The 25,460-nt window shown below is 68.3% G+C and carries 28 protein-coding genes; 15 read left to right on the forward strand and 13 right to left on the reverse strand.

The features are described from left to right. Positions 1 to 83 precede the first annotated feature (83 nt). From LGR64_RS22245 to LGR64_RS22255, 3 genes are all read left to right on the forward strand, one after another. The gene (locus LGR64_RS22245) at positions 84 to 695 is read left to right on the forward strand and encodes a class I SAM-dependent DNA methyltransferase (protein WP_013804555.1); all 612 of its coding nucleotides are present in this window, start codon (positions 84 to 86) and stop codon (positions 693 to 695) included. Positions 696 to 703: 8 nt separating this feature from the next. After that, entirely contained in the window at positions 704 to 1,561 is an 858-nt protein-coding gene (locus LGR64_RS22250) for a tRNA-uridine aminocarboxypropyltransferase (RefSeq protein ID WP_141830819.1), read from the forward strand. Between the two features lie 510 nt (positions 1,562 to 2,071). After that, entirely contained in the window at positions 2,072 to 3,220 is a 1,149-nt protein-coding gene (locus LGR64_RS22255) for an acyltransferase family protein (RefSeq protein WP_012202833.1), read from the forward strand. 81 nt (positions 3,221 to 3,301) lie between these two features. Here the strand turns inward: LGR64_RS22255 and LGR64_RS22260 are convergent, their stop codons facing one another. From LGR64_RS22260 to LGR64_RS22270, 3 genes are all read right to left on the reverse strand, one after another. Next, entirely contained in the window at positions 3,302 to 3,949 is a 648-nt protein-coding gene (locus tag LGR64_RS22260; protein ID WP_230357021.1) for a DUF924 family protein, read from the reverse strand. A gap of 199 nt (positions 3,950 to 4,148) precedes the next feature. Further along, positions 4,149 to 5,525, reverse strand: coding sequence for a type II toxin-antitoxin system HipA family toxin YjjJ (yjjJ, locus tag LGR64_RS22265; protein WP_230357023.1), 1,377 nt, complete (start codon positions 5,523 to 5,525; stop codon positions 4,149 to 4,151). A gap of 280 nt (positions 5,526 to 5,805) precedes the next feature. Next, entirely contained in the window at positions 5,806 to 6,882 is a 1,077-nt protein-coding gene (locus LGR64_RS22270) for a porin (RefSeq protein ID WP_230357025.1), read from the reverse strand. Positions 6,883 to 7,155: 273 nt separating this feature from the next. On the opposite strand from LGR64_RS22270, the gene LGR64_RS22275 reads away from it, so the two are divergent. Beyond that, on the forward strand, positions 7,156 to 7,725 hold the full coding sequence (locus LGR64_RS22275; RefSeq protein WP_065346849.1) for a DUF1439 domain-containing protein: 570 nt from the start codon (positions 7,156 to 7,158) through the stop codon (positions 7,723 to 7,725). Positions 7,726 to 7,764: 39 nt separating this feature from the next. On the opposite strand, the gene LGR64_RS22280 is transcribed toward LGR64_RS22275, so the two are convergent. Continuing rightward, positions 7,765 to 8,751: a Bug family tripartite tricarboxylate transporter substrate binding protein gene (locus tag LGR64_RS22280; protein WP_099750958.1), complete on the reverse strand. Its 987-nt coding sequence runs from the start codon at positions 8,749 to 8,751 to the stop codon at positions 7,765 to 7,767. Between the two features lie 142 nt (positions 8,752 to 8,893). Between LGR64_RS22280 and LGR64_RS22285 the strand changes: the two genes are divergently transcribed. Both LGR64_RS22285 and LGR64_RS22290 read left to right on the forward strand, forming a co-directional pair. After that, the gene (locus tag LGR64_RS22285) at positions 8,894 to 9,616 is read left to right on the forward strand and encodes a glutathione S-transferase C-terminal domain-containing protein (protein ID WP_230357028.1); all 723 of its coding nucleotides are present in this window, start codon (positions 8,894 to 8,896) and stop codon (positions 9,614 to 9,616) included. Positions 9,617 to 9,748: 132 nt separating this feature from the next. Further along, entirely contained in the window at positions 9,749 to 10,795 is a 1,047-nt protein-coding gene (locus LGR64_RS22290; protein WP_012202840.1) for a pirin family protein, read from the forward strand. A 6-nt stretch (positions 10,796 to 10,801) separates the two neighbouring features. On the opposite strand, the gene LGR64_RS22295 is transcribed toward LGR64_RS22290, so the two are convergent. From LGR64_RS22295 to LGR64_RS22305, 3 genes are read right to left on the reverse strand one after another with little or no spacing between them, the layout of a single operon-like run. Beyond that, entirely contained in the window at positions 10,802 to 11,254 is a 453-nt protein-coding gene (locus LGR64_RS22295) for a carboxymuconolactone decarboxylase family protein (RefSeq protein WP_088165816.1), read from the reverse strand. Between the two features lie 16 nt (positions 11,255 to 11,270). After that, positions 11,271 to 12,641: a lyase family protein gene (locus tag LGR64_RS22300; protein ID WP_141830806.1), complete on the reverse strand. Its 1,371-nt coding sequence runs from the start codon at positions 12,639 to 12,641 to the stop codon at positions 11,271 to 11,273. A gap of 16 nt (positions 12,642 to 12,657) precedes the next feature. Next, entirely contained in the window at positions 12,658 to 13,674 is a 1,017-nt protein-coding gene (locus LGR64_RS22305) for a Bug family tripartite tricarboxylate transporter substrate binding protein (protein WP_141830804.1), read from the reverse strand. Between the two features lie 100 nt (positions 13,675 to 13,774). Between LGR64_RS22305 and LGR64_RS22310 the strand changes: the two genes are divergently transcribed. Both LGR64_RS22310 and LGR64_RS22315 read left to right on the forward strand, forming a co-directional pair. Further along, on the forward strand, positions 13,775 to 14,677 hold the full coding sequence (locus LGR64_RS22310) for a LysR family transcriptional regulator (protein ID WP_141830801.1): 903 nt from the start codon (positions 13,775 to 13,777) through the stop codon (positions 14,675 to 14,677). A gap of 111 nt (positions 14,678 to 14,788) precedes the next feature. Next, entirely contained in the window at positions 14,789 to 15,259 is a 471-nt protein-coding gene (locus LGR64_RS22315) for an FKBP-type peptidyl-prolyl cis-trans isomerase (RefSeq protein WP_034399899.1), read from the forward strand. Positions 15,260 to 15,346: 87 nt separating this feature from the next. On the opposite strand, the gene LGR64_RS22320 is transcribed toward LGR64_RS22315, so the two are convergent. Together LGR64_RS22320 and LGR64_RS22325 are read right to left on the reverse strand one after the other, a co-directional pair. Then, positions 15,347 to 16,192: a class III extradiol dioxygenase family protein gene (locus LGR64_RS22320; RefSeq protein ID WP_047474107.1), complete on the reverse strand. Its 846-nt coding sequence runs from the start codon at positions 16,190 to 16,192 to the stop codon at positions 15,347 to 15,349. Between the two features lie 47 nt (positions 16,193 to 16,239). Then, the gene (locus LGR64_RS22325) at positions 16,240 to 16,581 is read right to left on the reverse strand and encodes a protocatechuate 4,5-dioxygenase subunit alpha (protein ID WP_012202847.1); all 342 of its coding nucleotides are present in this window, start codon (positions 16,579 to 16,581) and stop codon (positions 16,240 to 16,242) included. Between the two features lie 76 nt (positions 16,582 to 16,657). On the opposite strand from LGR64_RS22325, the gene LGR64_RS22330 reads away from it, so the two are divergent. After that, on the forward strand, positions 16,658 to 17,677 hold the full coding sequence (locus LGR64_RS22330; protein WP_141830797.1) for a LysR family transcriptional regulator: 1,020 nt from the start codon (positions 16,658 to 16,660) through the stop codon (positions 17,675 to 17,677). On the opposite strand, the gene LGR64_RS22335 is transcribed toward LGR64_RS22330, so the two are convergent. Beyond that, positions 17,579 to 18,460, reverse strand: coding sequence for a gamma-glutamyl-gamma-aminobutyrate hydrolase family protein (locus LGR64_RS22335; protein WP_012202849.1), 882 nt, complete (start codon positions 18,458 to 18,460; stop codon positions 17,579 to 17,581). The genes LGR64_RS22330 and LGR64_RS22335 overlap by 99 nt on opposite strands. Before the next feature lie 372 nt (positions 18,461 to 18,832). Here LGR64_RS22335 and LGR64_RS22340 point away from each other — a divergent pair, with 372 nt between their 5' ends. Beyond that, the gene (locus tag LGR64_RS22340; RefSeq protein WP_012202850.1) at positions 18,833 to 19,213 is read left to right on the forward strand and encodes an HPF/RaiA family ribosome-associated protein; all 381 of its coding nucleotides are present in this window, start codon (positions 18,833 to 18,835) and stop codon (positions 19,211 to 19,213) included. Positions 19,214 to 19,313: 100 nt separating this feature from the next. On the opposite strand, the gene LGR64_RS22345 is transcribed toward LGR64_RS22340, so the two are convergent. Further along, positions 19,314 to 20,267: a pirin family protein gene (locus LGR64_RS22345; RefSeq protein WP_097204096.1), complete on the reverse strand. Its 954-nt coding sequence runs from the start codon at positions 20,265 to 20,267 to the stop codon at positions 19,314 to 19,316. A 191-nt stretch (positions 20,268 to 20,458) separates the two neighbouring features. On the opposite strand from LGR64_RS22345, the gene LGR64_RS22350 reads away from it, so the two are divergent. Next, on the forward strand, positions 20,459 to 20,755 hold the full coding sequence (locus LGR64_RS22350; RefSeq protein WP_012202852.1) for a hypothetical protein: 297 nt from the start codon (positions 20,459 to 20,461) through the stop codon (positions 20,753 to 20,755). An 82-nt stretch (positions 20,756 to 20,837) separates the two neighbouring features. Here the strand turns inward: LGR64_RS22350 and LGR64_RS22355 are convergent, their stop codons facing one another. After that, positions 20,838 to 21,248, reverse strand: a complete 411-nt coding sequence (locus tag LGR64_RS22355; protein WP_141830795.1) for an OsmC family protein — start codon at positions 21,246 to 21,248, stop codon at positions 20,838 to 20,840. Positions 21,249 to 21,308: 60 nt separating this feature from the next. Continuing rightward, a complete protein-coding gene (locus tag LGR64_RS22360; protein WP_043825410.1) occupies positions 21,309 to 22,205 on the reverse strand; it encodes an MBL fold metallo-hydrolase in 897 nt (298 codons plus the stop codon). Between the two features lie 85 nt (positions 22,206 to 22,290). On the opposite strand from LGR64_RS22360, the gene LGR64_RS22365 reads away from it, so the two are divergent. The 4 genes from LGR64_RS22365 to LGR64_RS22380 all read left to right on the forward strand — a co-directional run bounded on the left by LGR64_RS22365 (position 22,291) and on the right by LGR64_RS22380 (position 25,460). After that, entirely contained in the window at positions 22,291 to 22,608 is a 318-nt protein-coding gene (locus LGR64_RS22365) for an ArsR/SmtB family transcription factor (protein ID WP_071954143.1), read from the forward strand. 27 nt (positions 22,609 to 22,635) lie between these two features. Beyond that, positions 22,636 to 23,166 carry a rhodanese family protein gene (locus LGR64_RS22370; protein ID WP_088165822.1) on the forward strand — a complete coding sequence of 177 codons (531 nt, stop codon included), beginning with the start codon at positions 22,636 to 22,638 and terminating at the stop codon, positions 23,164 to 23,166. 100 nt (positions 23,167 to 23,266) lie between these two features. Beyond that, positions 23,267 to 24,649: an aminopeptidase P N-terminal domain-containing protein gene (locus LGR64_RS22375; protein WP_043825414.1), complete on the forward strand. Its 1,383-nt coding sequence runs from the start codon at positions 23,267 to 23,269 to the stop codon at positions 24,647 to 24,649. Beyond that, entirely contained in the window at positions 24,642 to 25,460 is an 819-nt protein-coding gene (locus LGR64_RS22380) for an abortive infection protein (protein WP_230357030.1), read from the forward strand. The genes LGR64_RS22375 and LGR64_RS22380 overlap by 8 nt, the downstream gene beginning before the upstream one ends.

Below are 25,460 nucleotides of genomic sequence, written 5' to 3' on the forward strand. Positions count from 1 at the left end.
CCGCATCCCGGCATATACAAACCCCTCTGCGCCATACTCCCGCCCGAACGCGCCCGCCGGGCGCTCACCCCCAAGGAGAATGCGTGCAATCAGCAAGTGACCAGTGGTTCGACGAGGCGTACTACCAGCGCTACTACTTCGACAAGAAGACCAGCGTGGTCGATACCGAGCATGTGAACCGTCTGGGCGCTTTCGTCTGTTCCTACCTGAGTTATGTGCGCGTGCCCGTGCGCCGCGTGCTGGATGTGGGCTGCGGCATCGGTCTGTGGCGCGAGGCGGTGCAGCGCCACTTCCCCGGCGCCAGCTACCACGGCGTGGAGTTCAGCGAGTACCTGTGCGGGCGCTTCGGTTGGGAGCGCGGCTCGGTGGTGGACTATGCGGCGCATGATCCTGCAGAGCCCTTCGATCTGGTGATCTGCCAGGGCGTGCTGCCCTATCTGAGCCCGCCGGATCTCAAGCGCGCGCTGGCCAATCTGGGGCGGTTGAGCCGAGGCGGTCTGTATGTGGAGGCGGTGGCGCGCGAGGATTACGAACGCGGCGTGATCGATGAGGATCTGACCGATCCGCGCCTGTTCCGCCACCGGGCCGATCTGTACCGGCGCGGGCTGGCCGAGCATTTCAAGGAGCTGGGCGGCGGCGTGTGGCTGAGCCGCCGCGCCGAGCTGCCGCTGTTCGAGCTGGAAAGCGTGGGATGAGCCTGGAAATGTCAGCTGTGCCTGCTGCGGCGCAGGATGCCTGCGTGCCTCTGTCCTATCTGCGCGGCGTGGACTCCGGCGTGGCGCCGCATGCGGTCTCGCGGCTGCGCACGCAGCGGCTGGCGCGCAGCACGCGGCCCTTTCTGTCACGCGGCGGGCCGCGCGGCGAGCGCTGCGAGGGTTGCCGGCTGCGGCCTTCGCACTGCCTTTGCGCGCTGCGGCCCATGCTGCCGACGCGGGCGGGCTTTTGCCTGCTGATGCACGATGCCGAGCCACTCAAGCCCAGCAACACGGGCTGGCTGATCGCCGATGTGGTGGATCAGACGCACGCCTTCGGCTGGGCGCGCACCGAGGCCGATGCGGGCCTGCTGGCCTTGCTCGATGACCCGCAGTGGCAGCCCTATGTGGTGTTTCCCGGCGAGTTCGTGGAGCCGCCGCAGCGCGTGGTGCATACGCTGCCGGTGCACGGGGCCGGAGTCCAGGCCGGGACCGAACCGGACCCGGGCCGGCGCCCGCTGTTCATCCTGCTGGACGCGACCTGGCCCGAGGCGCGCAAGATGTTCCGCAAGAGCCCTTACCTGGACCGCTTTCCGGTGCTGAGCCTGCACCCGGACCAGGTGTCGCAGTACCGTCTGCGCCGCTCGCAGCGCGAAGACCATTTCTGCACCAGCGAGGTGGCGGCCCTGTGCCTGGAGCTGACGGGCGACGGCGGCGACCGGCGCGCGGGCCGCGCGCTGGAGAGCTACCTGGCGCTGTTCACCGAGCACTATCTGCGGGCCAAGAACCAGCAGCCGGTGCAGCCAGACAGTGACGCGCGCCGTGGTCTGCAGGACGCGATCTCTTCCGTTTGTCCGCCTGCTTGTTAAAAACGATAGCGGAAGATGCTGGTGTTCATTGGGATTGGTGGCGTTTTGTTCCAAATTGTTGACGACGCATCCAACTCACCTTGCCCTGTGTTCGCCAGTGGCTCAACGGGGCGGCGCAGGGCGGCGTGAGGCCGGGCGCAGCAGCGTCGGCGAAAACTTCCTGTTACGTTCTGGCTGCGGTGCGCTGCCCATACTCGCGGCGTGCGATGAGAGGTGGACAGACGGCGGGGCGGGGTGACCCAGGACTCCAGGCCGAATGTCCATCGAACCTGGCCCGCAGGCGGTGATGGCTAAAATCGGATTTCGCTGAAATTCATCAGCCATTGCCCTGCACTGCAGGGCATGTTCGTGCACGCAGGGCCGCCCGTGGAGGCGGCCCGCATCCTCCAGGTGCGCCGCAGCCGCGGCTCGCGGATTGCTGGTCACAGCATCCGCCGGGAACCTTGGGGCGTGCCGTCTCTCTTATCGCGCTGGACCATGCGTTGCGACCCTCCCGGGGACGGCTGCGCCATGTCCGCGTGCTCCATTTTTCATGGGGTTTGTTCATGGCCCGGGGCCTATGCCCCGGCGTTGGAAAGGTGTCCGGTTTTGGTGGTCAAGGATTTCAAACTGCACTACAACCCCGCCCTTGACGGGCTGCGGGGCGTGGCGATCCTGTTGGTGATCTTGTCGCACTCCCATGCGCCTTTGTTCGATGGCGCATTCTTCGGGGTGGACCTGTTCTTCGTGCTCAGCGGCTATCTGATCACCTCGCTGCTGCTGATGGAGAACGAATCCGAAGGCCGCATCGGCTTCTGGCGCTTCTATCGCCGCCGCTTCTATCGCCTGATGCCGGCGCTGGCCCTGTTCCTGGGCGCGTACTGCATCTTCGCGCCCTTTCTGTGGCCGGACCTGAATGACATCTACACAGATGCGCTGGTCTCCATCCTCTATCTGGCCGACTACGGCATCGCCTTCTTCGACAGCCCGGACACGCTGCTGCACATGTGGTCGCTGTCGGTGGAGGAGCATTTCTACCTGATCTGGCCGCCGCTGCTGGTGCTGCTGCTGCGCTTTTCCAAGCCGGGCCGTCTGTGGCGCCCGATTGCCCTGCTGTGGGCGCTGAGCTGGCTGTGGCGCGTGTACTGGGTGGACCAGGGCCAGCACTTCTATGAGATCTTCTTTCGCTTCGACACCCGTGCCTCGGGCCTGTTCGCCGGTGCGCTGCTGGCGGCGGTGATGATCGAGCGGCCCGACTTCATCGCTGCACTGAAGGCGCGCATGCACCACGCCATGTGGGTGCCACTGGCCGTGCCGCTGTTGATGGCGCTGCAATGGGACAACCAGGACGCCATGGTCTGGGGCATCACCGTGGTGGAATGCGCCGCCGTGGTGCTGCTGGTGGCGGCAAGCCAGGGCTCGGGCCTGGTCTTCGACATGCTGTCGTCGCCCACGCTGGTGAAGCTGGGCCGCCTGTCCTATGGCGTCTACCTCTGGCACTACCCGGTGGTGCGCTATCTGCGCGCCGACTTCTCGTGGCCCGTGGTGGTGGCGCTGGGCCTGGCGATCTCGGTGGCGCTGTCGGCGCTGTCGTTCTACACGATCGAGCGCTGGGCGCTGCGCATGCGCGATGGCGAGCGCAAGGGCGGCGAGCGCCAGCCGCAGGCGCAGCCGGCCTGAATGCCGGCAGCGTGCCGAAAGCAAAAAAGGGAACGTTGGCACGTTCCCTTTTTTTGTGGGTGAAGGAGATCCGCTGTGCTCTCAGAACCCTGAGCCGGGCTGGGACAGGTACTGCAGTTCCTCGGCCGTGCTGGGGCGGCCCAGGATGGCATTGCGGTGCGGAAAGCGGCCGTAGCGCACGATGACGTCGCGGTGCCGGTGGGCGTAGTCCAGCGTGCCGGCCAGGAACTCGCGCACGCCCTCGCCGCCCGCGTCACCGGCCTGGTCGGCCAGGGCCTGGAAGGCGGCCACGCTGCGGTCCTGCAGGGCCAGGTCTTCGGCATGCTCCAGCGGCAGGTAGCAGAAGATGCGCGCCACGGCTGGCAGGTCGGCATGGCGGTCATGGCCCAGGGCGATGCCGTCCAGCGCCAGTTGCAGCGCCTGCGGGTCGCCTGCAAAGCTGCGTGCCGTGCCCCGGAACAGGTTGCGCGTGAACTGGTCCAGCAACACGATCAGCGCCAGCCGCCCCAGCGCCGTGCCGGCCCAGCCGTCCAGTTGGCCGGCCAGCGCATCTTCGACCAGGGCGCCGAAGCGCTCGCGGATCTGGTCGTCAGTGGCATCGGACTTGATGAACCACAGGTTCTTGCAGGCCAGGGCGCCCGCGTTGTCGGGATGCGCGGAGCCCAGCCAGTAGCTGAGCACGTCGGCGATGGGCGGGTCTGCGGCGTGAGAAGGGGCAATGCTTGTCATCGGTGGCCAGGCTCTTGTCGGATGAGGAAGCCTTCGATTGTGCAGGCGGTGGCGTACTGCCCTTGTGGATGGCGGTTTTGCGCAGACAAAGCACAGCTTGTGCAAATGTTTTTCAAGAGAATGTGCACAGATTTTTCAAGAGAAATTACCGGTGTTATCCACAGATTGGTGTTCGGATTTCATTGCTGGTGCCTGTCAATCAGGCACTCATGAAATCAAGATTTAGCGCAGCGATGCTGCGAAATTCCCCGGAAATGCGCGCATCCTGCGCCACGGCCTGCCAGAAGCGGTGTGCCAGCGCCTGGGCATGCGGCCATTCGGCCAGCGTGGCGGCCGTGGGGCGCTGGGGCTGGGCGCCGAAGTCGCGCTCCACGATCTCGCCGTTGATGGGCATGTAGAGCATGGGCAGCATGTCGTAGGTGGGCGACAGCGCCCAGTCGCCATGGGGATGAGGCAGCACGAAGGAGATGTTGCCGTAGTGCCGGTCGGTGTTGGCGATGAGCTGGCCGTAGGCTTCGAGCAGGCGCAGGCTGCGCGCGTCGGCCTCGGTGATGAGGCCGCGTGCGGCCAGTCGGTTGGCCGTGGCTGCCCAGTTGTCCACCTCGCCCACGTACTGGGCATTGAGCACCTGCAGGGACACCATGCCGATGCGTCCAGGGTTGCTGCCCGGGTGGGCCTGTGAGACTGGCACATCGCCCGGTACATCGCGTGGCGCCGGCTGGCTGCGGTCGAAGCGCTCCGATTCGAGGAAGGCGCGGCCGCCATCGAGGAACAGCCGCGTGCGCGCTGCGGGCAGGCCGTCTTCGGCCAGGGTCTGCAGTGCCAGGTGCTCGCAGACCAGCAGGTCGCGGATGCGCTGCTCGGCCGGCGCGTTGCCTGCCGGGGAGAACTTGACGATGACGCTGCGCCCGGCCGTGATGCAGCAGAACTTGGGCTGCTCGCCGCCCGCCGACGAGCCCGGATGCGTGCCCTGCATGGCCTGCATGGCCAGGCGCGGATAGTCGGCCGCCGAGGCGGCGCGCAGCGTGCGCGCGGGCAGGGAGTGGAAGCGCTCGAAGGCGGCTTCGCCCACGATGAGGTTGCCCGGCAGGTCTTCGCCAAAGCGGGCCAGGGCGCGCAGCACATCGTCCTCGCCCCACTGGCGCGGGTCGCCGCCCAGCTGCAGTTCGGGGTGGCTGTGCGCAAAGCTGCGGCCGATGAAGCCCTGGGGCCGCATGTCGTCCAGGAACCAGGGCAGGCCGTCGTGCTGCTCGCTGAGGCCGTCGGCCTCATCCACCCAGAAGCCGCCGCCGTGCAGGGCGATCATGCGGCCAAAGGGCGATGCATGGCCTTCGGTGTCCACGCGCATGATGGCCACCTCGGCGCCCACGCCCGCCACCTGGCGCGGCAGCACATAGCGCTGCGTGCGCGCCGCCCCCACCTTGCGCACCTGGCCCGACTGGATCAGCGGTGCCAGCGCGCGCGACACCGTGGGCTGGCTCACGCCCAGCATCTGCTGCAACTCGCGCGCCGCGAGCGCACCGCCCTGGCGGCGCAGTGCTGCCAGCACCTGCAGGGAGAGGTCTTCAGTGGCCATGGGGAATCAATTAATGAATGGATGAAACAAGGGGTTAATTTATTGAAAATCAAGGATTTATGCAAATCCATGAATAGATATATGAATAGATAAAAAAACCGCGCCCAAGGGCGCGGCAAAGCTGGATTTCGCGGCGGCTTGCAGGTCTGCGAATCACGATCACAGCCTGTGAAACTGGCGTGCTCCAACTCAGAGACGCCGAGCAAGAGCCGCCTCGCGGCGGGGGCGCCTAGCCGAGGGCGTCGTCCCCTGGGGGAAGCGGCGCCAGCCGCTCAGGGGGTCAGAAATTGTGCGTGATACCCAGGCTGATGCCGCTGGCGCGCGTCTTGTTGCCTGCGCCCTGGTAACCGTTCTTCCACTTGGTCGTGTCCAGTTCCAGGAACAGGCTGGTGCGCTTGGACAGCTGGTAGTCCACAAAGCCGATCAGGCGCTGGAAGCCGTCGTCGCCCTGGCCCGTGCGCTCGCGGTCCACCTTGTAGTAGCCGCCGTTCAGACCGATGACGGGCGTGACGGCGTAGCGCGCGCCCAGGGCCAGGATCTTGTTCGTGGTTTTCGCGGTGTCGCTGGTCTCGGCCTTGTTGCGGCCGTAGTTGAGCATCAGGCGCAGGTCGCCACGGCTCCAGGCGCCACCGATGTTGGCGGCGTCCAGCGTGCGGCCGCTGGCGTCGTGGAACTGGGTGTAGGCGCTGGTCAGCACCAGGTCGTCCTGGCGCCAGTCCAGGCCCAGGCCGCGCGTGTCCAGGCGCGAGGCCGACACGCCGGTCTCGCCGAAGCTGTACATGGCGCGCGCCGTGAGGCCTCCAAAGCTGCCCGAGTACTTGATGGAGTTGTTGACGCGGTTGGAGCCCACCTTGGTGTTGGTGGCGCCCCATTCGTTGTTGAGGCCGTGGCCCGTGAGGCTGGTGACCTGGATGTTGGGGTTCAGGCCCGCAAAGCGCAGGGCAATGGGATCGACCAGGCCCACGGAGTCGGAGATCAGCGTGTTCTGCCGGCCAGCCGTGACCGCGCCCCAGTGGCCGGCCAGGCCCACGATGGCCGCCCGGTCGAAGGTGCCGGCCACGCCGCCGATGCCGCCCACGTCGGCGCCCAGCGTGGATTCGAGGTTGAAGATGGCGCGCAGGCCGCCGCCCAGGTCCTCGCTGCCGCGTATGCCCCAGCGGCTGGTGGGACCCACGCCGCTGTTGACCGAGCCCATGCTGCCCGCAGCCGGCGCATTGGCGCCCGACAGGCCGCTTTGCGTGCGCACCGACACGTCGATGATGCCGTACAGGCTCACGCTGCTGGTGGACTGCGCCAGGGCGGGGCCGGCCGCGCAGCCTGTGGCCAGCAGGGCGAGGGCGATGTTCTTCTTCTTCATGGTGTCTCCTTGATTTCTTCTGGAAGGCGGGAACTTTGCGAGCGGCCGAGTTTCCGTATGGGAGCCGGCACTGCCTATGTCCGGCGGGCACTAGCTGCTATGTCGTTTCGTTCTCGAGGTGGCTGCGCGCAGGTGCCGGGCAACACCCACTGCAGGGACAGGGAATAGCCCCTGGCGGGACAATGTCGCTCTCAAAAAACATAGCGCCATGCGTATGGCATGCATGGCGCTTCAGGGTTTCGTGTCGGGCTTTCTGAGGCTTGTGCTGTCGTGATGAATCGCCGCTTTTTGTTGATGGTCGTGGCAGCGGGCTGGAGCCTGGCCGCGACCGGATGTTCGGGAAAGTCCGGACCTGGGAATGTCTCGGTTTCGCGGCAAAGGCTGCAGGAGGTGGTGGCCCAGCGCTTTCCCCGGCAGTTCCCCGTGGCCGGCATGCTGCAGCTCAAGCTGCATTCGCCGGTGCTGGGATTGCTGCCCGAGCGCAACGCGCTCAATGCGGTGCTGCAGGCCGATCTGTCGGGGCCCGTGCTCAAGCAGGGCTATGGCGGCCATCTGAACCTGGACTTCGCGCTGCGCTACGAGCCCACGGACCGCACGCTGCGCGCCCACCAGATCAAGGTCAACAGCCTGGTCATCAACGACCTGGCGCCCGCCATGAGCGACATGCTCACCACCTACGCCAGCGCGCTGGCCGAGCAGGCGCTGGGCCAGCTCGTGCTCTACCAGCTGCAGGACAAGGAACTGGCCCTGATGGACTCGCTGAACATGGAGCCCGGCGCCATCACGGTGACGCCGGACGGCCTGAGCGTGGCCCTGGTCCAGAAGCCCGTCGCGCCGCGCTGAGCGCAGCGGCGCACCTTCGTCCTTCCCTTCGCCTGCGCCTCAGTCCGCGCGGATATTGGCCGCGCGGATCACCTCGCCCAGCTCGGCACTCTCGGCCTGAATGAAGGCGCCGAACTCGGCCGGCGTGCCGCCCATGGGCGATGCGCCGATGTCGGCCAGCTTCTGCAGCACGGCGGGCTGGGCCAGGCTTTTGTTCAAAGCCTGGTTCAGCGCCTGCACCACGGCCGGCGGCGTGCCGGCCGGCGCCACCAGGCCCCACCACACGGTGGCCTGCACATTCACGCCCAGCGAACGTGCCGTGGGCACGCCCGGCAACAGGCGCGAACCATTGTGGTTGAGCACCGCCAGGGCGCGCAGCGCACCGCTGCCCACATGGCCTGCCACCTCCAGCGGGTTGATGGCCATGAAGTCCAGCCGCCCGCCCAGCAGGTCGGTCACGGCGGCCGAGCCGCCCTTGTAGGGGATGTGCACGGCCTGGAAGCCGCCTGCGCGCTCCAGCAGGGCGCTGGCCATGTGGCCCGAGCTGCCCACGCCAGCCGTGCCATAGGACAGGGCGCCGGCCTTGGCCTTCCCGGCGGCGATCAGCTCGGCCAAACTTTTGTGGGGTGACTTGGCGTTGACCACCACGACCAGCGGCGCCTCGCCGATGCGGCCCACCGGGATGAGGTCCTTGAGCGGATCGAAATTGAGCTTGGCGTACAGCGCCTTGTTGGTGGTCAGCGTGTTGGAGGCCGTCAGCAGCAGGTAGCCGTCGGCCGCGCCGCGTGCCACCGCGCCCATGCCGATGTTGGTGCCGCCGCCGGGCTTGTTGTCCACCACCAGGGACTGGCCCAGCAGCTCCGCCATGGGCGGCGTGACCAGGCGCGTGATGATGTCCACGCCGCCGCCGGGCGAGTAGGGCACGACCACGGTCACGGGGCGCTCGGGGTAGCCGGCCGCTGTGGCGACCAGGGGCAGGGCCGCCCAGGCGGCGGCGGTGGTGCCGAGCAGGGCCAGTGCGTGGCGGCGGGTGGAATGTCTTGTCATGCATGTCTCCGTTGATTGTTATGACCCGGCGGCAGGGCCGGGCCCGCCATTATTTAGCGTGCCAAGCATGGCTGGGCGCCGAACGTTACGATGCAGCGGCCATCGATTTCTTGGCGAACCCGTCCAGCCTTCAAGGTGCCCCATGACTTCACAGAATCCGCTTTCCGCCTTTTCCGTCACGCGCAAGTGGCCGGCCACGCAGCCGGACCGCATCCAGCTGTATTCCCTGCCCACGCCCAACGGCGTCAAGGTGTCGATCGCTCTGGAGGAGATGGGCCTGCCGTATGAGGCGCACCGCGTGGGCTTCGAGAGCAATGACCAGCTCTCGCCCGAGTTCGTGGACACCTTTCCCAACAACAAGATCCCGGCCATCCTGGACCCGCAAGGCCCGGGCGGGAAGCCGCTGGCGCTGTTCGAGTCGGGCGCCATCCTGGTCTACCTGGCCGAGAAGACCGGCAGCCCGCTGCTGCCCGCCGACCCGGCCGCGCACTATGAAACGCTGCAGTGGCTGATGTTCCAGATGGGTGGCGTCGGCCCCATGTTCGGCCAGCTGGGGTTCTTCCACAAATTCGCGGGCAAGGACTTCGAGGACAAGCGCCCGCGCGACCGCTACGTGAACGAGTCCGTGCGCCTGCTGGGTGTGCTGGAGCGCCGCCTCGCAGGCCGCGCCTGGGTGATGGGCGAGCAGTTCACCATTGCCGACATCGCCCTGTGGCCCTGGGTGCGCAACATGGTGGTGGAGCAGGGCTACAACGCGGCCGAACTGCTGGGCTGGGAGCGCTTTCCCGAGCTGCAGCGCGTGCTGGCCGCCTTCGTGGCGCGCCCGGCCGTGCAAAAGGGTCTGGTGACGCCGCCGCGCAACTGACCCGGCGGGCGTTGCATTCCTGGGCCGCACTGTCCCAGCCATGGTGGCTTTCAAAACGGGCGCGGGGGCCGCATCTGTCCGAGAATGCAGCGCCCCCTTTTTTCTTGCGGGCGCAGCCTCACAGGAGCCACGATGACCGCAGCCACCACCCCCGTCCTCCAGAGCCAGCCGCTGGGCCCGCTGTGGCCCACCATGGACCCTTTCCTGTTCTGTGCCCACCATGACGATGCCTATCCGCCCAGCGATGGCCGCCTGGGCGTGCAGGCCGTGGACCTGGAGGGCCGCCAGATGGGCAGCGACTTCAGCCGCAAGGACGGTTTTTCCATGTACCACGGCGATGGCGTGCCGGGCTTTCCCGGCCATCCGCACCGCGGCTTCGAGACCGTGACCCTGGTGCGCAAGGGCCTGATCGACCACTCCGATTCGCTGGGCGCGGCCGCGCGCTTTGGCGGCGGCGACGTGCAGTGGCTGACGGCCGGCAAGGGAATCCAGCATTCGGAGATGTTCCCGCTGCTCAACAGCGACGCGCCCAATCCGCTGGAGCTGTTCCAGATCTGGCTGAACCTGCCTGCGCGCTCCAAGATGGTGGAGCCGCACTTCACCATGTTCTGGAATGAGCGCATTCCGCGCCTGGAGCACGCAGACGCCGCAGGCCGCAGGACCGTGGTCACGGTGGTGGCAGGCAGCCTGCCCGGCACGGCGGCCGCCCTGCCGCCGCCGCCCGAATCCTGGGCCTCGCAACCCGAGGGCGACGTGGCCATCTGGACACTGCGCCTGGAGCCTGGTGCGCGCTGGACGCTGCCGCGCGCAGCCGGTGCGGACACGCAGCGCATGCTGTATTTCTTTGCGGGCCAGGCACTGCAGGTCGGGCCCACGGCGCTGGCCCAGCATGCGGCCCTGCATGTGGATGCCACGCAGGACTGGGAGCTGCACAACAGCGGCGCCGACGCCGTGGAATGCCTGGTGCTGCAGGGTCGCCCCATTGGCGAGAGCGTGGCGCAGTACGGCCCCTTCGTGATGAACACGCAGCAGGAAATCATGCAGGCCATGCAGGACTACCGGCGCACCCAGTTCGGCGGGTGGCCCTGGGCCGAGCAGGACCCGGTGCATGGCGCAGAGAACCGGCGCTTTGCGCGCTATCCGGGCGCTGCGGCCGAAGAGCAGCCTCCGGCCGCCTGAGTCCGTTCAGGCCGTGTCTGCGGGCGGATGAAAGCTGGCCGGCGCGGGCGTGCGCCCCAGCTCCTTGAGGATCTTCAGCGTGATGGCCATGCCGGTGTTGCCTGCGGGCACGCCGGCATAGACGGCGGTCTGCAGCAGCACTTCGCGGATGGTGTCCAGATCCAGCGGCGCGGCCTCGGCATCGGCCGGGTCGGCCAGAAGGCCCGTGCGGATGTGCAGCTCGAACTCTTCCCAGCGGCCCATGGAGGCCGTGATGGCCAGCACCATGATGCGGCGCGTGCGGCGCTCCAGGCCGGGGCGGCTCCAGATGCCGTCCCAGGCATAGGCCGTGATCATGCGCTGGAACTCCACATTCAGTTCGTTGGCGCGCGCCACGGATTGGTCCACCCATTCATCGCCCAGCACGCGGCGGCGGTTGGCAAGGCCGCGCTGCAGGGCGTCGGCGGAAGATTCGGTCATGGCGGGGGTTCCTGTGTCAAGCATGGGAATGGGCATTGGCATGGATCTGCGGCGCTGCCAGCAGCGCCAGGCATGCATCATGCGATGCTTGCACGGCGCGGGCCGGGTCGCAGGCCCGGGCCAGCGCATCTTGCAGCGCCTGCAGGGCCGCTGCGTCCAGCCGGGGCGCGGCCCATTCGGCCAGCAGCAGGCGCAGCTCGCGCCCCTGCTCCAGCGCCTGCGGGGCCAGCAGTTCCACGGCGGCCAGGGCCTCGGGCTTGCCTGTCCAGGGCGCCATGGCGTGCACGCAGGCCTCTGAAAACACCAGTCCGTGCAGGCCCCGCACATGGCCCAGCATGCGCTGCGGATGCACCTGCAGCGACTGCGCGGCCTGGCGCAATGCGGCGGCGGCGCCATGCACATGGCGCCACAGGTCGGGCCAGTGGGCGACCTCGGCCTGCCACTCGCCCAGCGCGCGCTCATGGGCCTGGGCCATGCAGCCCAGCAGCAGGGCCGCGAGCGGGGGCACGGCCTGGGCCTGTGCCACCGCCTGCATCAGGTGCACGGGATTGCGCTTGTGCGGCATGGCGCTCGAGGTGCTGCCGCGCGGCGCCTCGCTGACCTCGCCCACCTCGTACTGCGCCATCAGCGACCAGTCCTTGGCCAGCTTGGCCAGGCTGCCGCCGCATACGGCGGCCTCCATGGCCAGGCGCATCCAGTCGTCGCGCTGGGTATGCCAGCTGTGGCCGCAGGCCGACAGGCCCAGGCGCCGGGCCAGTGCCTGCTCTACCTCGGCACGGTGGCTTCCCAGCACGGCGCCATTGCCCACGGCGCCGCCCAATTGCACGCACAGCGCAGCGGTGGCAAGCCTTTCAAACTGTTCGATGCTGCGGCCCACGGCAGCAGCCGACTGCGCGCACTTGAAGCCGAAGCTGGTGATCTGCGCGGGCTGCAGCAGGCTGCGCGCCAGCATGGGCGTGGCCGCATGCGTGCGGGCCAGGGCCTGCAGTGCGGACTGCAGCGCGTCCAGCTCGGCCAGCAGCGCCTGCAGGGCCTGCTGCGTGAGCAGGGCCTGCGCTGTGTCCACGGCGTCCTGCGTGGTCGCGCCCCAGTGCAGCCAGGGCAGGCCTTCGGGGGCGTGGGCCTGCAGCCACTGCTGCAGCGGCCGCACCACAGCCAGACCCAGCGCGCCGCTGGCACGCGCCTGCTCCACCACGCCTTCGCACGTGAGCGGCGCCTGCGCGCAGGCGCGCGCAATGGCCTCGGCGGCCGGGCGGGGCACCAGGCCGCAGTCGGCCTGGGCCTGGGCCAGCGCGCTCTCGAAGCGCAGCAGCGCCTGCAGCCAGCGCGCGTCTGCAAACCAGTGGCCGCTGTCGGCGGGGCCCAGATAGTCCTTCACCAATGACATGCTGTCCTTGCCGGTCTCAGGCCGTGGCGCCCGAGGCCTTGATCACGGCGGCCCACTTGGCGCTCTCCACCTGGATGCGGGCCGCGTACTGTGCGCCATCGCCCAGCAGCGGCACGGCGCCCTCGATGCCCAGGCGCGACTGGAAGGACTCGGCAGACCCCACCTTGAGGATGTCGCGTCCCAGCGCGCGCACCGTCTCGGCAGGCGTGCCCCTGGGCGCGAGGATGCCGTAGGTCAGCGAGCTCTCGAAGTCGGCCAGCGCACGCACGCCGGACTCGGCCACCGTGGGCACGTCGGGCAGCTGGGGCTGGCGTTTGGCGCCGGTCACGGCCAGGGCGCGCAGCTTGCCGGCCTTCACCAGGGCCATGGCCGCGGGAATCACGCCAAAGCTGAAGTCCACATTGCCGCCCACCAGGTCGGTCAGCGACGGGGCCGTGCCTTTGTACGGCACGTGGATGGCCTTGGCGCCCAGCGCGTGGGCGAACATCTCGCCCGTCAGGTGGCCGCCCGTGCCCGAGCCGCTGGAGGCGTAGTTCATCTCGCCGCTGCGCTTGCGCATCTGCTCGGCCAGATCGGCCACGCTGCGCGCGGGCGAGGAAGCCGGCACGACCAGCAGCAGGGCCGACGAGGCGAACATGGCCACTGGCTGCAGATCGGTGGCTGCATTGAACTTGAGGCCCGGATACAGCGAGGGATTGATGGACACCGTGCCCGTGTGGCCCAGCAGCCAGGTGCTGCCGTCGCCCGCCGCACGCACCACGGCTTCCGTGCCCAGGTTGCCCCCCGCGCCGGCCTTGTTCTCCACGATCATCCCGTAGCCGAAGGACTCGTTGAGGCCATGCGCCATCTGCCGCGCGAACACATCGTTGCCGCCGCCCGGCGCAAACGGCACCACCAGGCGGCTGCCGCGCTTCTGGGCCCAGGCCGGCAGCGCACAGGCGGCCAGCGCGGCGGCGGCGGTGGACAGCCACATCCGGCGCGGCAAAGAGGTCTGAGCGGTTTGAGCGGTTTGAGAGGTGGGCCGGGAATCCATGCGTCTGTCTCCTGAAATAGTCGTTGTCACGCAGTGTGGTGCAGCGCAGCCTGGGAAAACAGCAGTTGCATCTGCGTTGTGATTCAAGAAAATGTGTGAAATGGACGTGAAATACATACACAATTTCTTGAGAGTGGTGGACGCCGGCTCCATGTCCGAAGCCGCTCGCCAGTTGGACCTGAGCCCCTCGGCCATTGCCCAGCAGATGCGCGTGCTGGAGGGCGAGCTGGGTGCGCCGCTGCTGGTGCGCCATGGCCGCAGCGTGCGCGCCACCGAGGCGGGCGAGCGGCTGTTCGAGCGCGGCCGCCAGTTGCTGCAGGACTTCGAGGGCCTGCGCGAATGGGTGGCCTCGGACGCGGACGGCGGCGAGCTGCGGCTGGGCACCGTGAACACGGCGCTGCACGGCTTTGTGCCCGCCGTGATGCGGGCCTTCGTGGCGCGCCACGCCGAGGTGCGCATCAGCGTGCGTGCCGGCCTTACGCCCGAGCTGTACACGGCCCTGGTCCAGTCCGAGCTGGACGTGCTGATCTGCCTGCAACCTTCGTTCGACCTGCCCAAGACCGTGTGCTGGGCCGAGTTGCGCCAGGAGCCTTTGGTCGTGCTGTGCCGCGCCCGCGACGCGCAGCAGGACCCGCTGGCCCTGCTGCGCACCCGGCCCCTGGTGCGCTACGACCGCTCCCTGGCCGGTGGCCGGCTGGCCGACCGCTATCTGCGCTCCCAGGGCATTGCGCCGCTGGAGCGCATGGAGCTGAACTCGGTGCTGGCCGTGGCCATGATGGTGGACCAGGGCCTGGGCGTGGGCCTGGTGCCCGACATCGGCCCCGTGCTCTCCCAGGGCCGTGACGTGCGCGTGCTGGCGCTGCCCGAGCACGGCGCCGCTGCGGACGGCGCCGGCTCCCGCCCCGCCGATGCGCGCAAGGTCGGCCTGCTGTGGCTCAACACCTCGGCCCGCGCGCGCTGGGCGCGCAGCCTGCTCGAATGCGCGCGCGAGTGCCTGGCTTGAGGTTGGGCGGCCGGTGAACCCACGGCCGCGACGCTGGAATGCCCCAGGTCGCCGACAATGGCAGCTTTGCGCGGCGCGCCTTCTGCGCTGCGGTTTTCCAAGGCCTTTGCCATGAACATCACCAAAGACACCGCCGTCACCATCAACTACAAGATCACCGACAAGCTGGGCAAACTGCTCGACAAGGGCGACGTGGCCTATCTGCACGGCGGCTACGACAACATCTTCGCCAAGGTGGAAGCCGCCCTGGACGGCAAGGCCGTGGGCGACACGCTGACCGTGGACCTGGCCGTGGAAGACGCCTTCGGCGCGCGCGACGAGAGCCTGACTCGCACCATTCCCAAGGGCGAGTTCCCGCCCGGCGTGAAGGTCGGCGGCCAGCTGCGCGGCACCGATGACCAGGGCCAGCCCCAGATCTACCACGTGGTCAAGATCAAGGGCCCCGTGGTGCTGCTGGACGGCAACCACCCGCTAGCCGGCATGGCGCTGCACTTTGCCTGCAAGGTCACCGAAGTGCGCGCGGCCAAGCCCGAGGAAATCGAGCACCGCCACGTGCACGGCGGCCACGGTCACCACCATTGAGAGGCAGGGCCGGGATACACCCGGTCCGCACGGCCCCGCAAAACACAAAGGCCGCCTGGCATGCCCGGCGGCCTTTGTGTTTTCCGACTAGACCGCCTCCAGCGCCAGCAGCGCCGTGGCGGTGTTGGAAATCGGTATGTGGTAGTTGCCGTGCACGCGGCGCACGCCGGGCGCAGCCGCGGACAGGGCGCCGCGCATGGCCAGCCACATCAGCAGTTCCACGCCCTGGGTGCCGGTCTTTTCCACCAGTTCATGCACGCTGAACTGCGTGGCCCATTCGGGATTGGTGGCCATGCTTTCAAGGAACTGCAGGTCGAAGGCCTTGTTGATGAAGCCCGCGCGCTCGCCATCGAGCTGGTGCGACAGGCCTCCTGAGGCAATGACGGCCACGCGCTGGTCGCTGTTCCAGCGCGCGATGGCCCGGCCCACGGCCTGGCCCAGCGCATAGCAGCGGCGCGCCGAGGGCAGCGGGAACTGCACGGTGTTGATGCACACCGGCACGACGGCCACAGGGCAGTCGCCCTCGGGCCAGAACAGCTTGAGCGGCAGCGTGCAGGCGTGGTCCACCAGCATTTCCTGGCAGCTGACCACGTCGAAATCCTCGCCCACCAGGGACTCGATCAGGTGCCATGACAGCTCCGCGTGGCCGCGCAGCGGTGCCAGCGTGGGAATGCCCCAGCCTTCGTCGGCGTTGCAGTAGCGCTCGGCCGCGCCCACGGCGAAGGTGGGCATCTTGTCGAGGAAGAAGTTCAGGCCGTGGTCGTTGTAGAACATCACCACCACGTCGGGGCGCTGGGCGGCCAGCCATTCGCGGATGGGCGGGAAGCCGTCGAAGAAGGGCTTCCAGTAGGGCTCGTTCTGCAGGCCCTTGTGGATGGCGTTGCCGATGGCGGGAATGTGCGAGGTGCCGAGGCCGCCGATGAGATGTGCCATGGTGGGTGTCTCCTGTGCTGTGTCTTGCGTGTGGTCGGCGGCGGGGCTCAGGCGTGCGAGCGCAGCAGGGCCTGGAATTCGGCCTTGGTCATGCCGGTCTGCTGGGCGCCTATGTCCTGCATGTCCAGGTGGAAGATGCCGGCCAGCTTGGCCAGGTAGTAGGCGTTGCCGCCGGCCGCGATCATCTGCAGCACGTTGCGCGCGCGCACGGCATCGGCCTGCTCCTGGTTCAGGCCGTAGCTGCGCATATAGGCCTCCTCGTCGGCCAGGAAGGCCTGGCGGTTGGCCAGCTCGTTGAAGGAAAAGCACATGCTGTTGAGCGCGTAGCCCTTGCGGGCCTGCCTGCCATCGAACAGGGTGGTGCCGGGAATCTGCGGCTGATCGGCCATGTTTTGTCTCCGGTATTTGCGTTGGATCAGCGGCAGTGTCCGGCCCGCGTTGCCAAAGATAAAGCGGCGGCCAATCATGGAATGCATGAGAAAAATCGATGGATCGCAGCTCGATGGCAGGCTGCTGCAACTGCTGTTGGCCGTGCTGGAGACCGGCAGCGTCACGGCGGCGGCGCAGCGCCTGGGCGTGACGCAATCGGCCGTCAGCCATCTGCTGGACAAGCTGCGCGCCATCACGGGCGACCGATTGTTCGTGCGGCAGGGGCGGGGCATTGCGCCCACGGCCCATGCACTGGCGCTGCAGGACCCGGCGCGCGAGCTGCTGCGGCAAATGCAGCAGTTCGGCCAGGGGCCCAGCTTTGACCCCGCGCACTGGCGTGCCGAGATCACCATTGCCGCCAACGACCTGCAGCGCGAGTTGCTGCTGCCCGCGCTGGCCCGGCGCCTGCGCACGCAAGCGCCCGCAGCCATGCTGCGCGTGATCGACAGCGGCGCGCCGGATGCCGAACTGCTGCGCTCGGACGCCTGCCTGCTGGCCATCAGCCCGCGCCCGCCCGATGCCACAGACATCGTGCAAAAGCGCTTGTTCAGCGATGAGTACGCAGTCTTCTATGACAGCGCCGTGCGACAGCCGCCGGTCAGCTTGGCCGACTATCTGCAGGGCGACCACGCCACCGTGGCCTATGCCGACCGCCAGGCGCTGGACCTGGACCTGCAACTGCAGGCGCGCGGGCTGGAGCGCCGCTTTGCTGTGCGCGTGCCGGGCTTTGCGGCGCTGGCCGCCTTTGTGCGCGGCACGCCGCTGCTGGCGACGGCGCCGTCGCTGCTGGGCCGCACGGCCCTGTCATCGCTGGCCAGCTTTGCCGTGCCCGTGGACTGTCCGCCGCTGCCCATGTTCATGATCTGGCACACGCGCCACCAGGCCGATCCCGCCCATGCGTGGCTGCGCGGGCAGTTGCAGCAGGTGGTGGCGCAGGCGCTTGGCGGCGCCGGGCCGTCAATGCCTGCGAAGCAAGGCGCGGCGCAGCAGGCGCGCGGCGCGGTTGCGGATCTGGAAGGGGCTGTGGCTCACGGCCGGGCTCACGCGGGCGCGTGAGCAGGCGGCCAGGAAGTCGCGCAGCAGCACGCTGTCATCCAGCGTGCTGGTGTCCGGGTTGCGGAACTGGAATTCGGGGTGCCACTGCGTGGCCGCGATATAGCTCTTGAGCGTGCCGGGCTTGCGGAAGATGGCCTCGGGAATGCGGTCTGGCAGGCTCCACGCCTCCACATCGAACTCGGGCGCCACGTCCTTGATGCCCTGGTGGTGGATGCTGTTCACGCGTGCGCGGTCCAGCGTGGGGTACAGCGCCTCCAGCCGGCTGCCGGGCACGATGGCGATGTCGTGGTAGTGGCGGTCGTACTCGGTGGGATTGCGGTGCAGCTGCGAGCCGGGCACCTGGGTCTCGATGTCCTGGTAGAGCGTTCCGCCGAAGGCCACGTTGATCAGCTGCAGACCGCGGCAGACGCCGAAGATGGGCTTGCCGGCCTGGGAAAACGCCTCGACCACGGCCAGGTCGTAGAGGTCGCGCACGCGGTCGCCCAGCCATTCAGGGCGCATGGGTTCCTCGCCATAGCTGCCGGGCCAGACATCGGCGCCGCCGTGCATGACCACGCCGTCCAGCCACTCGGCATAGTGCTCCAGCGTCACGTCGCCGCGCGCGGTCTCGCCTGTGGGGCAGGGCACCATCACCACCATGGCGCCGGCCGACATGATCCAGTGCGCTATCGATTGCTCCACGTACTGCAGCGTCTTGCCCGTGAAAAGCGGACGCTGCGGGTCCGCATGGGAGAAACAGGCCGAAAGGCCGATCTTGAGGCGGCGTGAGGCAAGTGGGCTCATGGGGTGGTGGGCAAGGGGAAAGTCCTGATGGTCACGTTGTAAGCCCAATCGTGCCTGCGACCTGTAGGAAGGGGTTGAACGCCAGCGACCGGCGCAGGGCCATCACTGCAAATAGGTGTAGGTGAATGCAAGAGTTGTCTTGAGGCATCTCAAGCTTTTTCGGTCCATTCGTGCAGGCGCCCCGCCTGCGGGTGTAGCCTGTAGGCAGGGGTTGGGGCTGCGGATGCTGCAGCGCGAAAAACCTGACGACGCAGGGTGCGACTTGCTGTGCAGGCAGCCCGCATGGCGTTACGATGGATTCGCCAGTTCATCAATGGCCCCGACAACCCCGCCGCGCCGGTGGTGCGGCTTTTGGCGACTAGGAGGATATGCATGCAAGTTCAGGTTCATGCCGACGATTCGATCCAGGGTGGCGAGTCCTTGGCGCAATGGGCGCAGGAAGAGATCAACGCCAAGCTGGCGAGATTCAAGGACTACGTGGTACGCGTGGAGGTTTTCCTCACCGGCGTCGATGCGCTCAAGACCTCCGGCGCTCCCGGCAAGCGCTGCGTTCTGGAGACCCGGGCCAATGGCCGCCCGCCGATCGCCGTGAACGCCGAGGCTGAAAAGGTCAAGGACGCCTTCAACGCGGCCATTGAAAAGCTGAAGCGGGCCGTGGAGACCGACCTGGGCAAGCTCAAGGACAAGAACGGCCGCGAGAGCGTTCGCGGAGTGGAAGACGGCACCGAGGTGGATGCGGCCAGTCCGGCCTGACCCTCGAAATCCCCGCAACACAAACGGCAAGGCGCCCCATTGGGGCGCCTTTTTGTTGGGCAGGGCCATGGCTGCAGGTTGATCGCCGCAGCAAGCGTGTTCAGCGCGAGGCGCGCAGCACCACGCCGTCCAGCGAAGGCGCATGCAGCGGCTTCAGTGGCGATGCCAGCGGCGGCCCGAAGCGGCGTGCCGCACCTGCGGGCAGGGCCTGCGCATCCTGACCGGCCTCCGCTTCCCATTGCGCGCGGGCCTCGGCGATCTCTTCGCTGGTGCGGGCCACGAAGTTCCACCACAGCAAGATGGCTTCATCCATGGGCTCGCCGCCAATGACCAGCAGGCGGCTGCCGGGCGTGGTCTCGATGGCGACCGAGGCCGTGCCCAGGGGCAGGTAGAGCAGTTCCTCCACCGGAAGGGGCTGGCCGTTCACGCTCACGCTGCCTTCCAGGCTGAGCACGGCATGCTCGAAATCGGCACGCAGCGGCAGCGTGGCGACGGCATTGCCATTGCCCGCGCTGTCCGCATGCAGGTCCACGCTCATCAGGGGCGTGTGCACCTCGGCCGGCGATGTCAGGCCCAGCGCTTCGCCGGCCAGCACCGTGGCCGTGAAGTCGCCCACCGTGGTCCTGGGCAGCTCGGGGTAGTGCTGGAAGCGCGGCGGACCGTTGCGGTGCGACTCGGGCAGCGCAATCCACAGCTGCGCGGCGTGGATGTGCGAGGGCGTCTGGCTTTCCTCGGAATGGGCGATGCCGTGGCCGGCCGTCATCAGGTTGACCTGGCCGGGGCGGATGATCTGGGTGTGGCCCAGGCTGTCGCGGTGCAGCACTTCGCCGCGGATCATCCAGGTGAAGGTCTGCAGGCCGATGTGCGGATGCGGGCCGACCTGCATGCCCGGTGGCGCGGGGTCGGCAGGACCGGCGTGGTCGAGAAAGCACCAGGCGCCGACCTTGCGCAGGGCGCGCTGGGGAATGGCGCGCTGGATGGGAATGCCGCCCACATCGGCGGTGCGGGTGGGCAGGTGCTGGGGTTGGGAGTGGGGCTGGGACGTGTCGGACATGGTCGGATCGGCCTGTTTCGTGGGGGAAGCCACCAGTGTCGTGCAGCGCGGCGCAGCAGGCAAACGCGGCTCGCATCGATTGGGCCTGTTCGCTGACAGCGCGTTCTCAGGAACATTGTTTACATTCGAAGAACGGACCGGCGCCCGCCATTTTGGCGGGCGCCGGCCTCACTCTTACAGGAGAAAACGCCATGAATACATCCGTACAGACGCAAGCCGAAGCCGCTGAAGAGGCGGTCCAGAGCGCCGTGGAAGTCCAGCGATTCCCCGAGAAGTTCGAAGCCACGGTCACCGGCAATGTGCAGCACCGGGTAGGCGACGGCCCCCTGGAAGACATTCCGCGTGGCACCCGTGTGCAGGTGGCCACGGCCATCGGAAGCTATGTGCTGTCCTGGACCCAGGACGAGCAGCCGATCACCGTGTCGCTGGCCAAGCGCGAGTTCGAGCTCTATGTCGATACCGGGGAGATCGAGGTCAGCCAAGCCTGACGCCGGCCATGTCCCCATCCATTCCCAAAAGCCCTGCGGCCTGACAGCTGCAGGGCTTTTTGCATGGTGGCCTGGCGCACGCTCAGGCCGGCAGCTGCAGCGCGGTCTGGATGTGTACCTCGCCGGCCAGCAGCTTGTGCACGGGGCAGGCCTCGGCCACCTGCAGCAGGCGCTGGCGCTGCTCGTCGTCCAGCGTGCCTTGCAGCGTGATCTGGCGTTCGATCAGGTTGCCGCTGGCGGGTGTGCCTTCGGGGTTCAGGCGCAGTTGCACGTCCACCTGCTCCAGCTTCCACTGCTTGCGCGCCGCGTACATCTGCAGCGTGACCGTGGTGCAGGCGCCCAGGGCCGACAGCAGCAGCTGCAGCGGGTTGGGCGCCGTGTCGCCGCCGCCCTTGTCCGCGGGCTCGTCCACATGCCAGCGGTGGCCTTGGGGGTCGCCGAGCGTGACGCGATAGGGGGTGTCCGTGCTGGTGGCGTGGGCGCTGTGGATCATGGAAAGTCCTTTGTCCTGGAAGTTGCCGCAAGAGGCGCGGGGGAGGCGGAGCGGATGACTCTACGCCTGCTTTGCGTCCGCTGCCCGGGGCCGGTGCTTCATGCGCAGCGGGATTTTGAGGTAGTGCACGCCATTGGCCTCGGCCGCAGGCCAATGGCCTGCGTGCATGTTGACCTGGATGGCGGGCAGCAGCAGGGCGGGCGCGGACAGCGTGGCGTCTCGCTGGTTGCGCATGGCCACGAAGCTGGCCTCGTCCACGCCCGTGTGCACATGCACATTGCCGGCGCGTTGCGCGTCCACCGTGGTTTCCCAGGCATGGCGGTCGCGGCCCGGTGCCTTGTAGTCATGGCACATGAACAATCGCGTTGCGGGCGGCAGGGCCAGCAGGCGCTGGATGGAGCGGAACAGCGTGCCCGCGTCGCCGCCGGGGAAGTCGGCGCGCGCCGTGCCGTAGTCGGGCATGAACAGCGTATCGCCCACGAAGACCGCGTCCGCGACGCGGTAGGACACGCACGCCGGCGTATGGCCGGGCGTGTGCATCACCTCGATGCGCAGCCCGCCCAGCGGCAGGCTGTCGCCGTCGGCCAGCAGCCGGTCGAAGGGCTGGTCGCCGCCGGACGCGGGCAGGTTGAAGACAGGGCGGAAGATGCGCTGCACCTCGCGGATGTGCTCGCCCACGGCAATCGGGGCGCCCGTGCGCTCGCGCAGGTACGGGGCTGCGCTGAGGTGATCGGCATGGGCATGGGTTTCCAGAATCCAGCGCACTCGCAGGCCCTGGGCCTGCGCAGCGTCCAGCACGGCGTCGGCCGAGCCGGTGTGGGCCTGGCCGCTGGCGTGGTCGTAGTCGAGCACGGGGTCGATGACGGCGGCCTCGGCCGTGTCCGCGTCCCAGGCCAGGTAGGTCACGGTGTGGGTGTTGGCGTCGAAGAACGGTGCAATGCGCAGCGGTGATGTCATGAAGGCACTCCTGGTTCGATGGCTCGTGTGCAGCCTGTCGGCAATTATATTAGAATTTGCTAAATTAGATTGTTCTTGATCAACCATGACCGAACCTACGCTCTCTCCCGAACAGGCCTTTTTGCAGCAGGGCGCTGCACGTGCCGCCGCGCTGCTGCGCGCCGTGGGCAACGAGAACCGCCTGCTGGTGCTGTGCCTGCTGATCGAGCATGGCGAGCTGTCCGTGGGCGAATTGCTGCAGCAGATCCCGCTGAGCCAGTCGGCCCTGTCCCAGCACCTGGCCCGCATGCGCGAAGAGGGTCTGGTCGCCTACCGCCGCGAGTCGCAGACGCTGTACTACCGCATCGCCAATCCCGATGTGCAAAAGCTGGTGGCCACGCTCAAGAGCATCTTCTGCGCCTGAAATCCTCTGTTCCCAAGGAGCTGATCCATGTCCCTTTCCTCCGTCTCCTCACAAGCCGCCCGCCAGATGCAGGAGCAGGGCGCCTGGCTCATCGACATCCGCGCGCCGGACGAACATGCGCGCGAACGCATAGGCGGCGCCCGCAGCTTGCCCATGGACCGCCTGGCGGCGGGAGCCCTGGCCGGCGCGCCCGCCGCCGTGGTGTTTCACTGCCGCTCCGGCCACCGCACGCGTCTCAACGCCCAGGCCCTGGCGGCAGCCTTGCCGCCCGGCTGTGCCGGCCATGTGCTCGATGGCGGCCTGGACGCCTGGAAGGCACAAGGCCTGCCCGTGCTGCGCGACAGCCGCCAGCCGCTGGAGCTGCAGCGCCAGGTGCAACTGGGTGCGGGCGGGCTGGCGCTGCTGGGCGCCGTGCTCGGCGCCACGGTGTCCCCGTGGTGGCACCTGCTGTCGGCCTTCGTGGGCTGCGGCCTGATCGTGGCCGGTGCCACGGGCTTTTGCGGATTGGCGCGCGTTCTGATGAAGGCGCCCTGGAACCGGCGCGCCCTGGGGCAGTGACGGCGCCTGCACTGAATCCAGCCTGACGTCTGCTGTCCGACCCCCAAGTTCCCCTGTTCAGGGGACTGTGGAGAACCCCGGACGGCAGTACGATAGCTGTATGACATCTGTTTACGCTCAACGCCGCGCACGCTTGGCCGCCCAGTTGGGCGCTGGCGGCATCGCCATCATTCCCACCGCTCCCGAGCGCCAGCGCAACCGGGACACCGGCTACCTGTACCGCCACGACAGCTACTTCTACTACCTGACCGGCTTTGCCGAGCCCAATGCCTGCCTGGTGCTGGCCGCCGACGGCACCAGCGTGCTGTTCTGCCAGCCCAAGGACCTGGAGCGCGAAATCTGGGACGGCATCCGCCTGGGCCCCGAGGCCGCCGTGGCCACGCTGGGCGTGAGCCAGGCGTTCTCCAGCGCCGAGATCGATACGCGCCTGCCCCGCCTGCTGGAGAACCGGGGCCGCCTCTGGTATCCGTTCGCCACGCATGAAGGCCTGGCCGTGCGCGTGGAAGGCTGGCTGGGCCAGGTGCGCGCGCGCGTGCGCTTCGGCGCGCTGTGCCCGGCCGAGCAGGGCGACCTGTGCACGCTGCTGGACGAGATGCGCCTGGTCAAGGACGCGCATGAGCAGGACATCATGCGCCGCGCCGCCGCCATCAGCGCCCAGGCCCATATCCGCGCCATGCAGCGCTCGGCACGCATGCTGCGCGCAGGCCAGGAGGTGCGCGAATACCACCTGGACGCCGAACTGCTGCATGAATTCCGCCAGCAGGGCTCGCAGTACGTGGCCTACGGCTCCATCGTGGCGGCCGGCGCCAACGCCTGCGTGCTGCACTACCAAGCCGACAAGGCGCCCGTGCACGCGGGCGAGCTTGTGCTGATCGACGCGGGCTGCGAGCTCGACGGCTACGCCAGCGACATCACGCGCACCTTCCCCGCCGATGGCCGCTTCACCGGCCCGCAGCGCGCGCTCTACGAGCTGGTGCTGGAAAGCCAGAAGGCCGCCGTGGCGGCCACGCGCGCCGGTGCGCGTTTCAACGATCCGCACGACGCCACCGTGGCCGTGCTGGCGCAGGGCATGCTGGACCTGGGCCTGCTGGACAGAAAGGTCTATGGCAACGCCCAGGACGTGATCGAGCAGCGCGCCTTCTTCCAGTTCTACATGCACCGCACGGGCCACTGGCTGGGCATGGACGTGCACGACTGCGGCAGCTATGTGGAGCCCTCGGAGCTGGGCCAGTCGCACGAGCGCAAGGACCCGCTGTCGGGCGAGACCATCACCAACCGCCCCAGCCGCATCCTGCGCCCGGGAATGTGCACCACCATCGAGCCGGGCATCTACGTGCGCCCTGCGGCCGGCGTGCCCGAGCAGTTCCACAACATCGGCATCCGCATCGAGGACGATGCCATCGTCACCGAGACGGGCTGCGAGCTGATCACGCGCGGCGTGCCCGTGGAGCCCGACGAGATAGAAGCCTTGATGCGTGACTGACAACGCCAGCCTGCCCACCACCGGCCCCGTGTCCACCTTCATGCCCGCCCCATCGGCCTATGTCCCGCCCGCGCTGCCACGGCTGAGCTGGCGCATCTTCACGGTGCTCTGGCTGCTGGGCCTGCCCGGCGTGGCGGCCATGGCCTGGTTCGTGCTGCCCGACTGGATGCGCCTGCTGGGCCTGCCCGTGGAGCCGCTGGCCACGCCTCTGGCCGGCATTGGCGTGATGGCCGCGCTGCTGGCCCTGCCCGTGGGCGTCGGGGTGTGGCTGGGGCCAAGGCTGGGCCTGTCCGCACCGCTGTTGACCACCTGGGTGGCCGGGCGTTCGCCCCAGCGCGCCGTGCGCTACCTCACGTTGCCAGGGCTGGCCGGCGGCGTGGTCGGCGCGGCCTGGCTGGTGACCCTGGCCCTGGCGTGGCCCGACGACCTGACCCTGATCGACCCCGTCTACGCCATGCCGCTGGGCGCCAAGATCCTGTACGCGGGCATCACGGCCGAGCTGGTGATGCGCCTGGGCGGCATGACGCTGGTGATGTGGCTGCTGTGGCGGCTGAGCGGGCGCACCGACCGCCGCCCGGGCTGGATGCTGGGCTGGTGGTCGGTGATGCTGTCGGCCCTGCTCTGGGGCTTGCTGCAGCTGGCGCTGGCCTGGGGTACCTGGGGCGGCCTGTCGGACGCGCTGGTGCTGCAGCTGCTGCTGTTCGAAATCGTCAACGGCGCCGTGGGCGGCTTCCTGTTCTGGCGCTATGGCCTGGAGGCGGCCATGGTGGCCCATGCGATCACCTATCTGCTCTCGCACGGGCTGGTGTGA

Source organism: Delftia sp. Lp-1, assembly GCF_020523835.1.
In the GTDB taxonomy this organism is placed as follows: domain Bacteria; phylum Pseudomonadota; class Gammaproteobacteria; order Burkholderiales; family Burkholderiaceae_C; genus Comamonas; species Comamonas acidovorans.

What these genes read in the sequence shown, in the direction of transcription:
- LGR64_RS22250 (WP_141830819.1), top strand. Translation starts at nt 704, where the DNA reads ATGTCAGCTGTGCCTGCTGCGGCGCAGGATGCCTGCGTGCCTCTGTCC.
- LGR64_RS22255 (WP_012202833.1), top strand. Translation starts at nt 2,072, where the DNA reads ATGTCCGCGTGCTCCATTTTTCATGGGGTTTGTTCATGGCCCGGGGCC.
- LGR64_RS22260 (WP_230357021.1), bottom strand. Translation starts at nt 3,949, where the DNA reads ATGACAAGCATTGCCCCTTCTCACGCCGCAGACCCGCCCATCGCCGAC.
- yjjJ (WP_230357023.1), bottom strand. Translation starts at nt 5,525, where the DNA reads ATGGCCACTGAAGACCTCTCCCTGCAGGTGCTGGCAGCACTGCGCCGC.
- LGR64_RS22270 (WP_230357025.1), bottom strand. Translation starts at nt 6,882, where the DNA reads ATGAAGAAGAAGAACATCGCCCTCGCCCTGCTGGCCACAGGCTGCGCG.
- LGR64_RS22275 (WP_065346849.1), top strand. Translation starts at nt 7,156, where the DNA reads ATGAATCGCCGCTTTTTGTTGATGGTCGTGGCAGCGGGCTGGAGCCTG.
- LGR64_RS22280 (WP_099750958.1), bottom strand. Translation starts at nt 8,751, where the DNA reads ATGACAAGACATTCCACCCGCCGCCACGCACTGGCCCTGCTCGGCACC.
- LGR64_RS22285 (WP_230357028.1), top strand. Translation starts at nt 8,894, where the DNA reads ATGACTTCACAGAATCCGCTTTCCGCCTTTTCCGTCACGCGCAAGTGG.
- LGR64_RS22290 (WP_012202840.1), top strand. Translation starts at nt 9,749, where the DNA reads ATGACCGCAGCCACCACCCCCGTCCTCCAGAGCCAGCCGCTGGGCCCG.
- LGR64_RS22295 (WP_088165816.1), bottom strand. Translation starts at nt 11,254, where the DNA reads ATGACCGAATCTTCCGCCGACGCCCTGCAGCGCGGCCTTGCCAACCGC.
- LGR64_RS22300 (WP_141830806.1), bottom strand. Translation starts at nt 12,641, where the DNA reads ATGTCATTGGTGAAGGACTATCTGGGCCCCGCCGACAGCGGCCACTGG.
- LGR64_RS22305 (WP_141830804.1), bottom strand. Translation starts at nt 13,674, where the DNA reads ATGGATTCCCGGCCCACCTCTCAAACCGCTCAAACCGCTCAGACCTCT.
- LGR64_RS22310 (WP_141830801.1), top strand. Translation starts at nt 13,775, where the DNA reads ATGGACGTGAAATACATACACAATTTCTTGAGAGTGGTGGACGCCGGC.
- LGR64_RS22315 (WP_034399899.1), top strand. Translation starts at nt 14,789, where the DNA reads ATGAACATCACCAAAGACACCGCCGTCACCATCAACTACAAGATCACC.
- LGR64_RS22320 (WP_047474107.1), bottom strand. Translation starts at nt 16,192, where the DNA reads ATGGCACATCTCATCGGCGGCCTCGGCACCTCGCACATTCCCGCCATC.
- LGR64_RS22325 (WP_012202847.1), bottom strand. Translation starts at nt 16,581, where the DNA reads ATGGCCGATCAGCCGCAGATTCCCGGCACCACCCTGTTCGATGGCAGG.
- LGR64_RS22330 (WP_141830797.1), top strand. Translation starts at nt 16,658, where the DNA reads ATGGAATGCATGAGAAAAATCGATGGATCGCAGCTCGATGGCAGGCTG.
- LGR64_RS22335 (WP_012202849.1), bottom strand. Translation starts at nt 18,460, where the DNA reads ATGAGCCCACTTGCCTCACGCCGCCTCAAGATCGGCCTTTCGGCCTGT.
- LGR64_RS22340 (WP_012202850.1), top strand. Translation starts at nt 18,833, where the DNA reads ATGCAAGTTCAGGTTCATGCCGACGATTCGATCCAGGGTGGCGAGTCC.
- LGR64_RS22345 (WP_097204096.1), bottom strand. Translation starts at nt 20,267, where the DNA reads ATGTCCGACACGTCCCAGCCCCACTCCCAACCCCAGCACCTGCCCACC.
- LGR64_RS22350 (WP_012202852.1), top strand. Translation starts at nt 20,459, where the DNA reads ATGAATACATCCGTACAGACGCAAGCCGAAGCCGCTGAAGAGGCGGTC.
- LGR64_RS22355 (WP_141830795.1), bottom strand. Translation starts at nt 21,248, where the DNA reads ATGATCCACAGCGCCCACGCCACCAGCACGGACACCCCCTATCGCGTC.
- LGR64_RS22360 (WP_043825410.1), bottom strand. Translation starts at nt 22,205, where the DNA reads ATGACATCACCGCTGCGCATTGCACCGTTCTTCGACGCCAACACCCAC.
- LGR64_RS22365 (WP_071954143.1), top strand. Translation starts at nt 22,291, where the DNA reads ATGACCGAACCTACGCTCTCTCCCGAACAGGCCTTTTTGCAGCAGGGC.
- LGR64_RS22370 (WP_088165822.1), top strand. Translation starts at nt 22,636, where the DNA reads ATGTCCCTTTCCTCCGTCTCCTCACAAGCCGCCCGCCAGATGCAGGAG.
- LGR64_RS22375 (WP_043825414.1), top strand. Translation starts at nt 23,267, where the DNA reads ATGACATCTGTTTACGCTCAACGCCGCGCACGCTTGGCCGCCCAGTTG.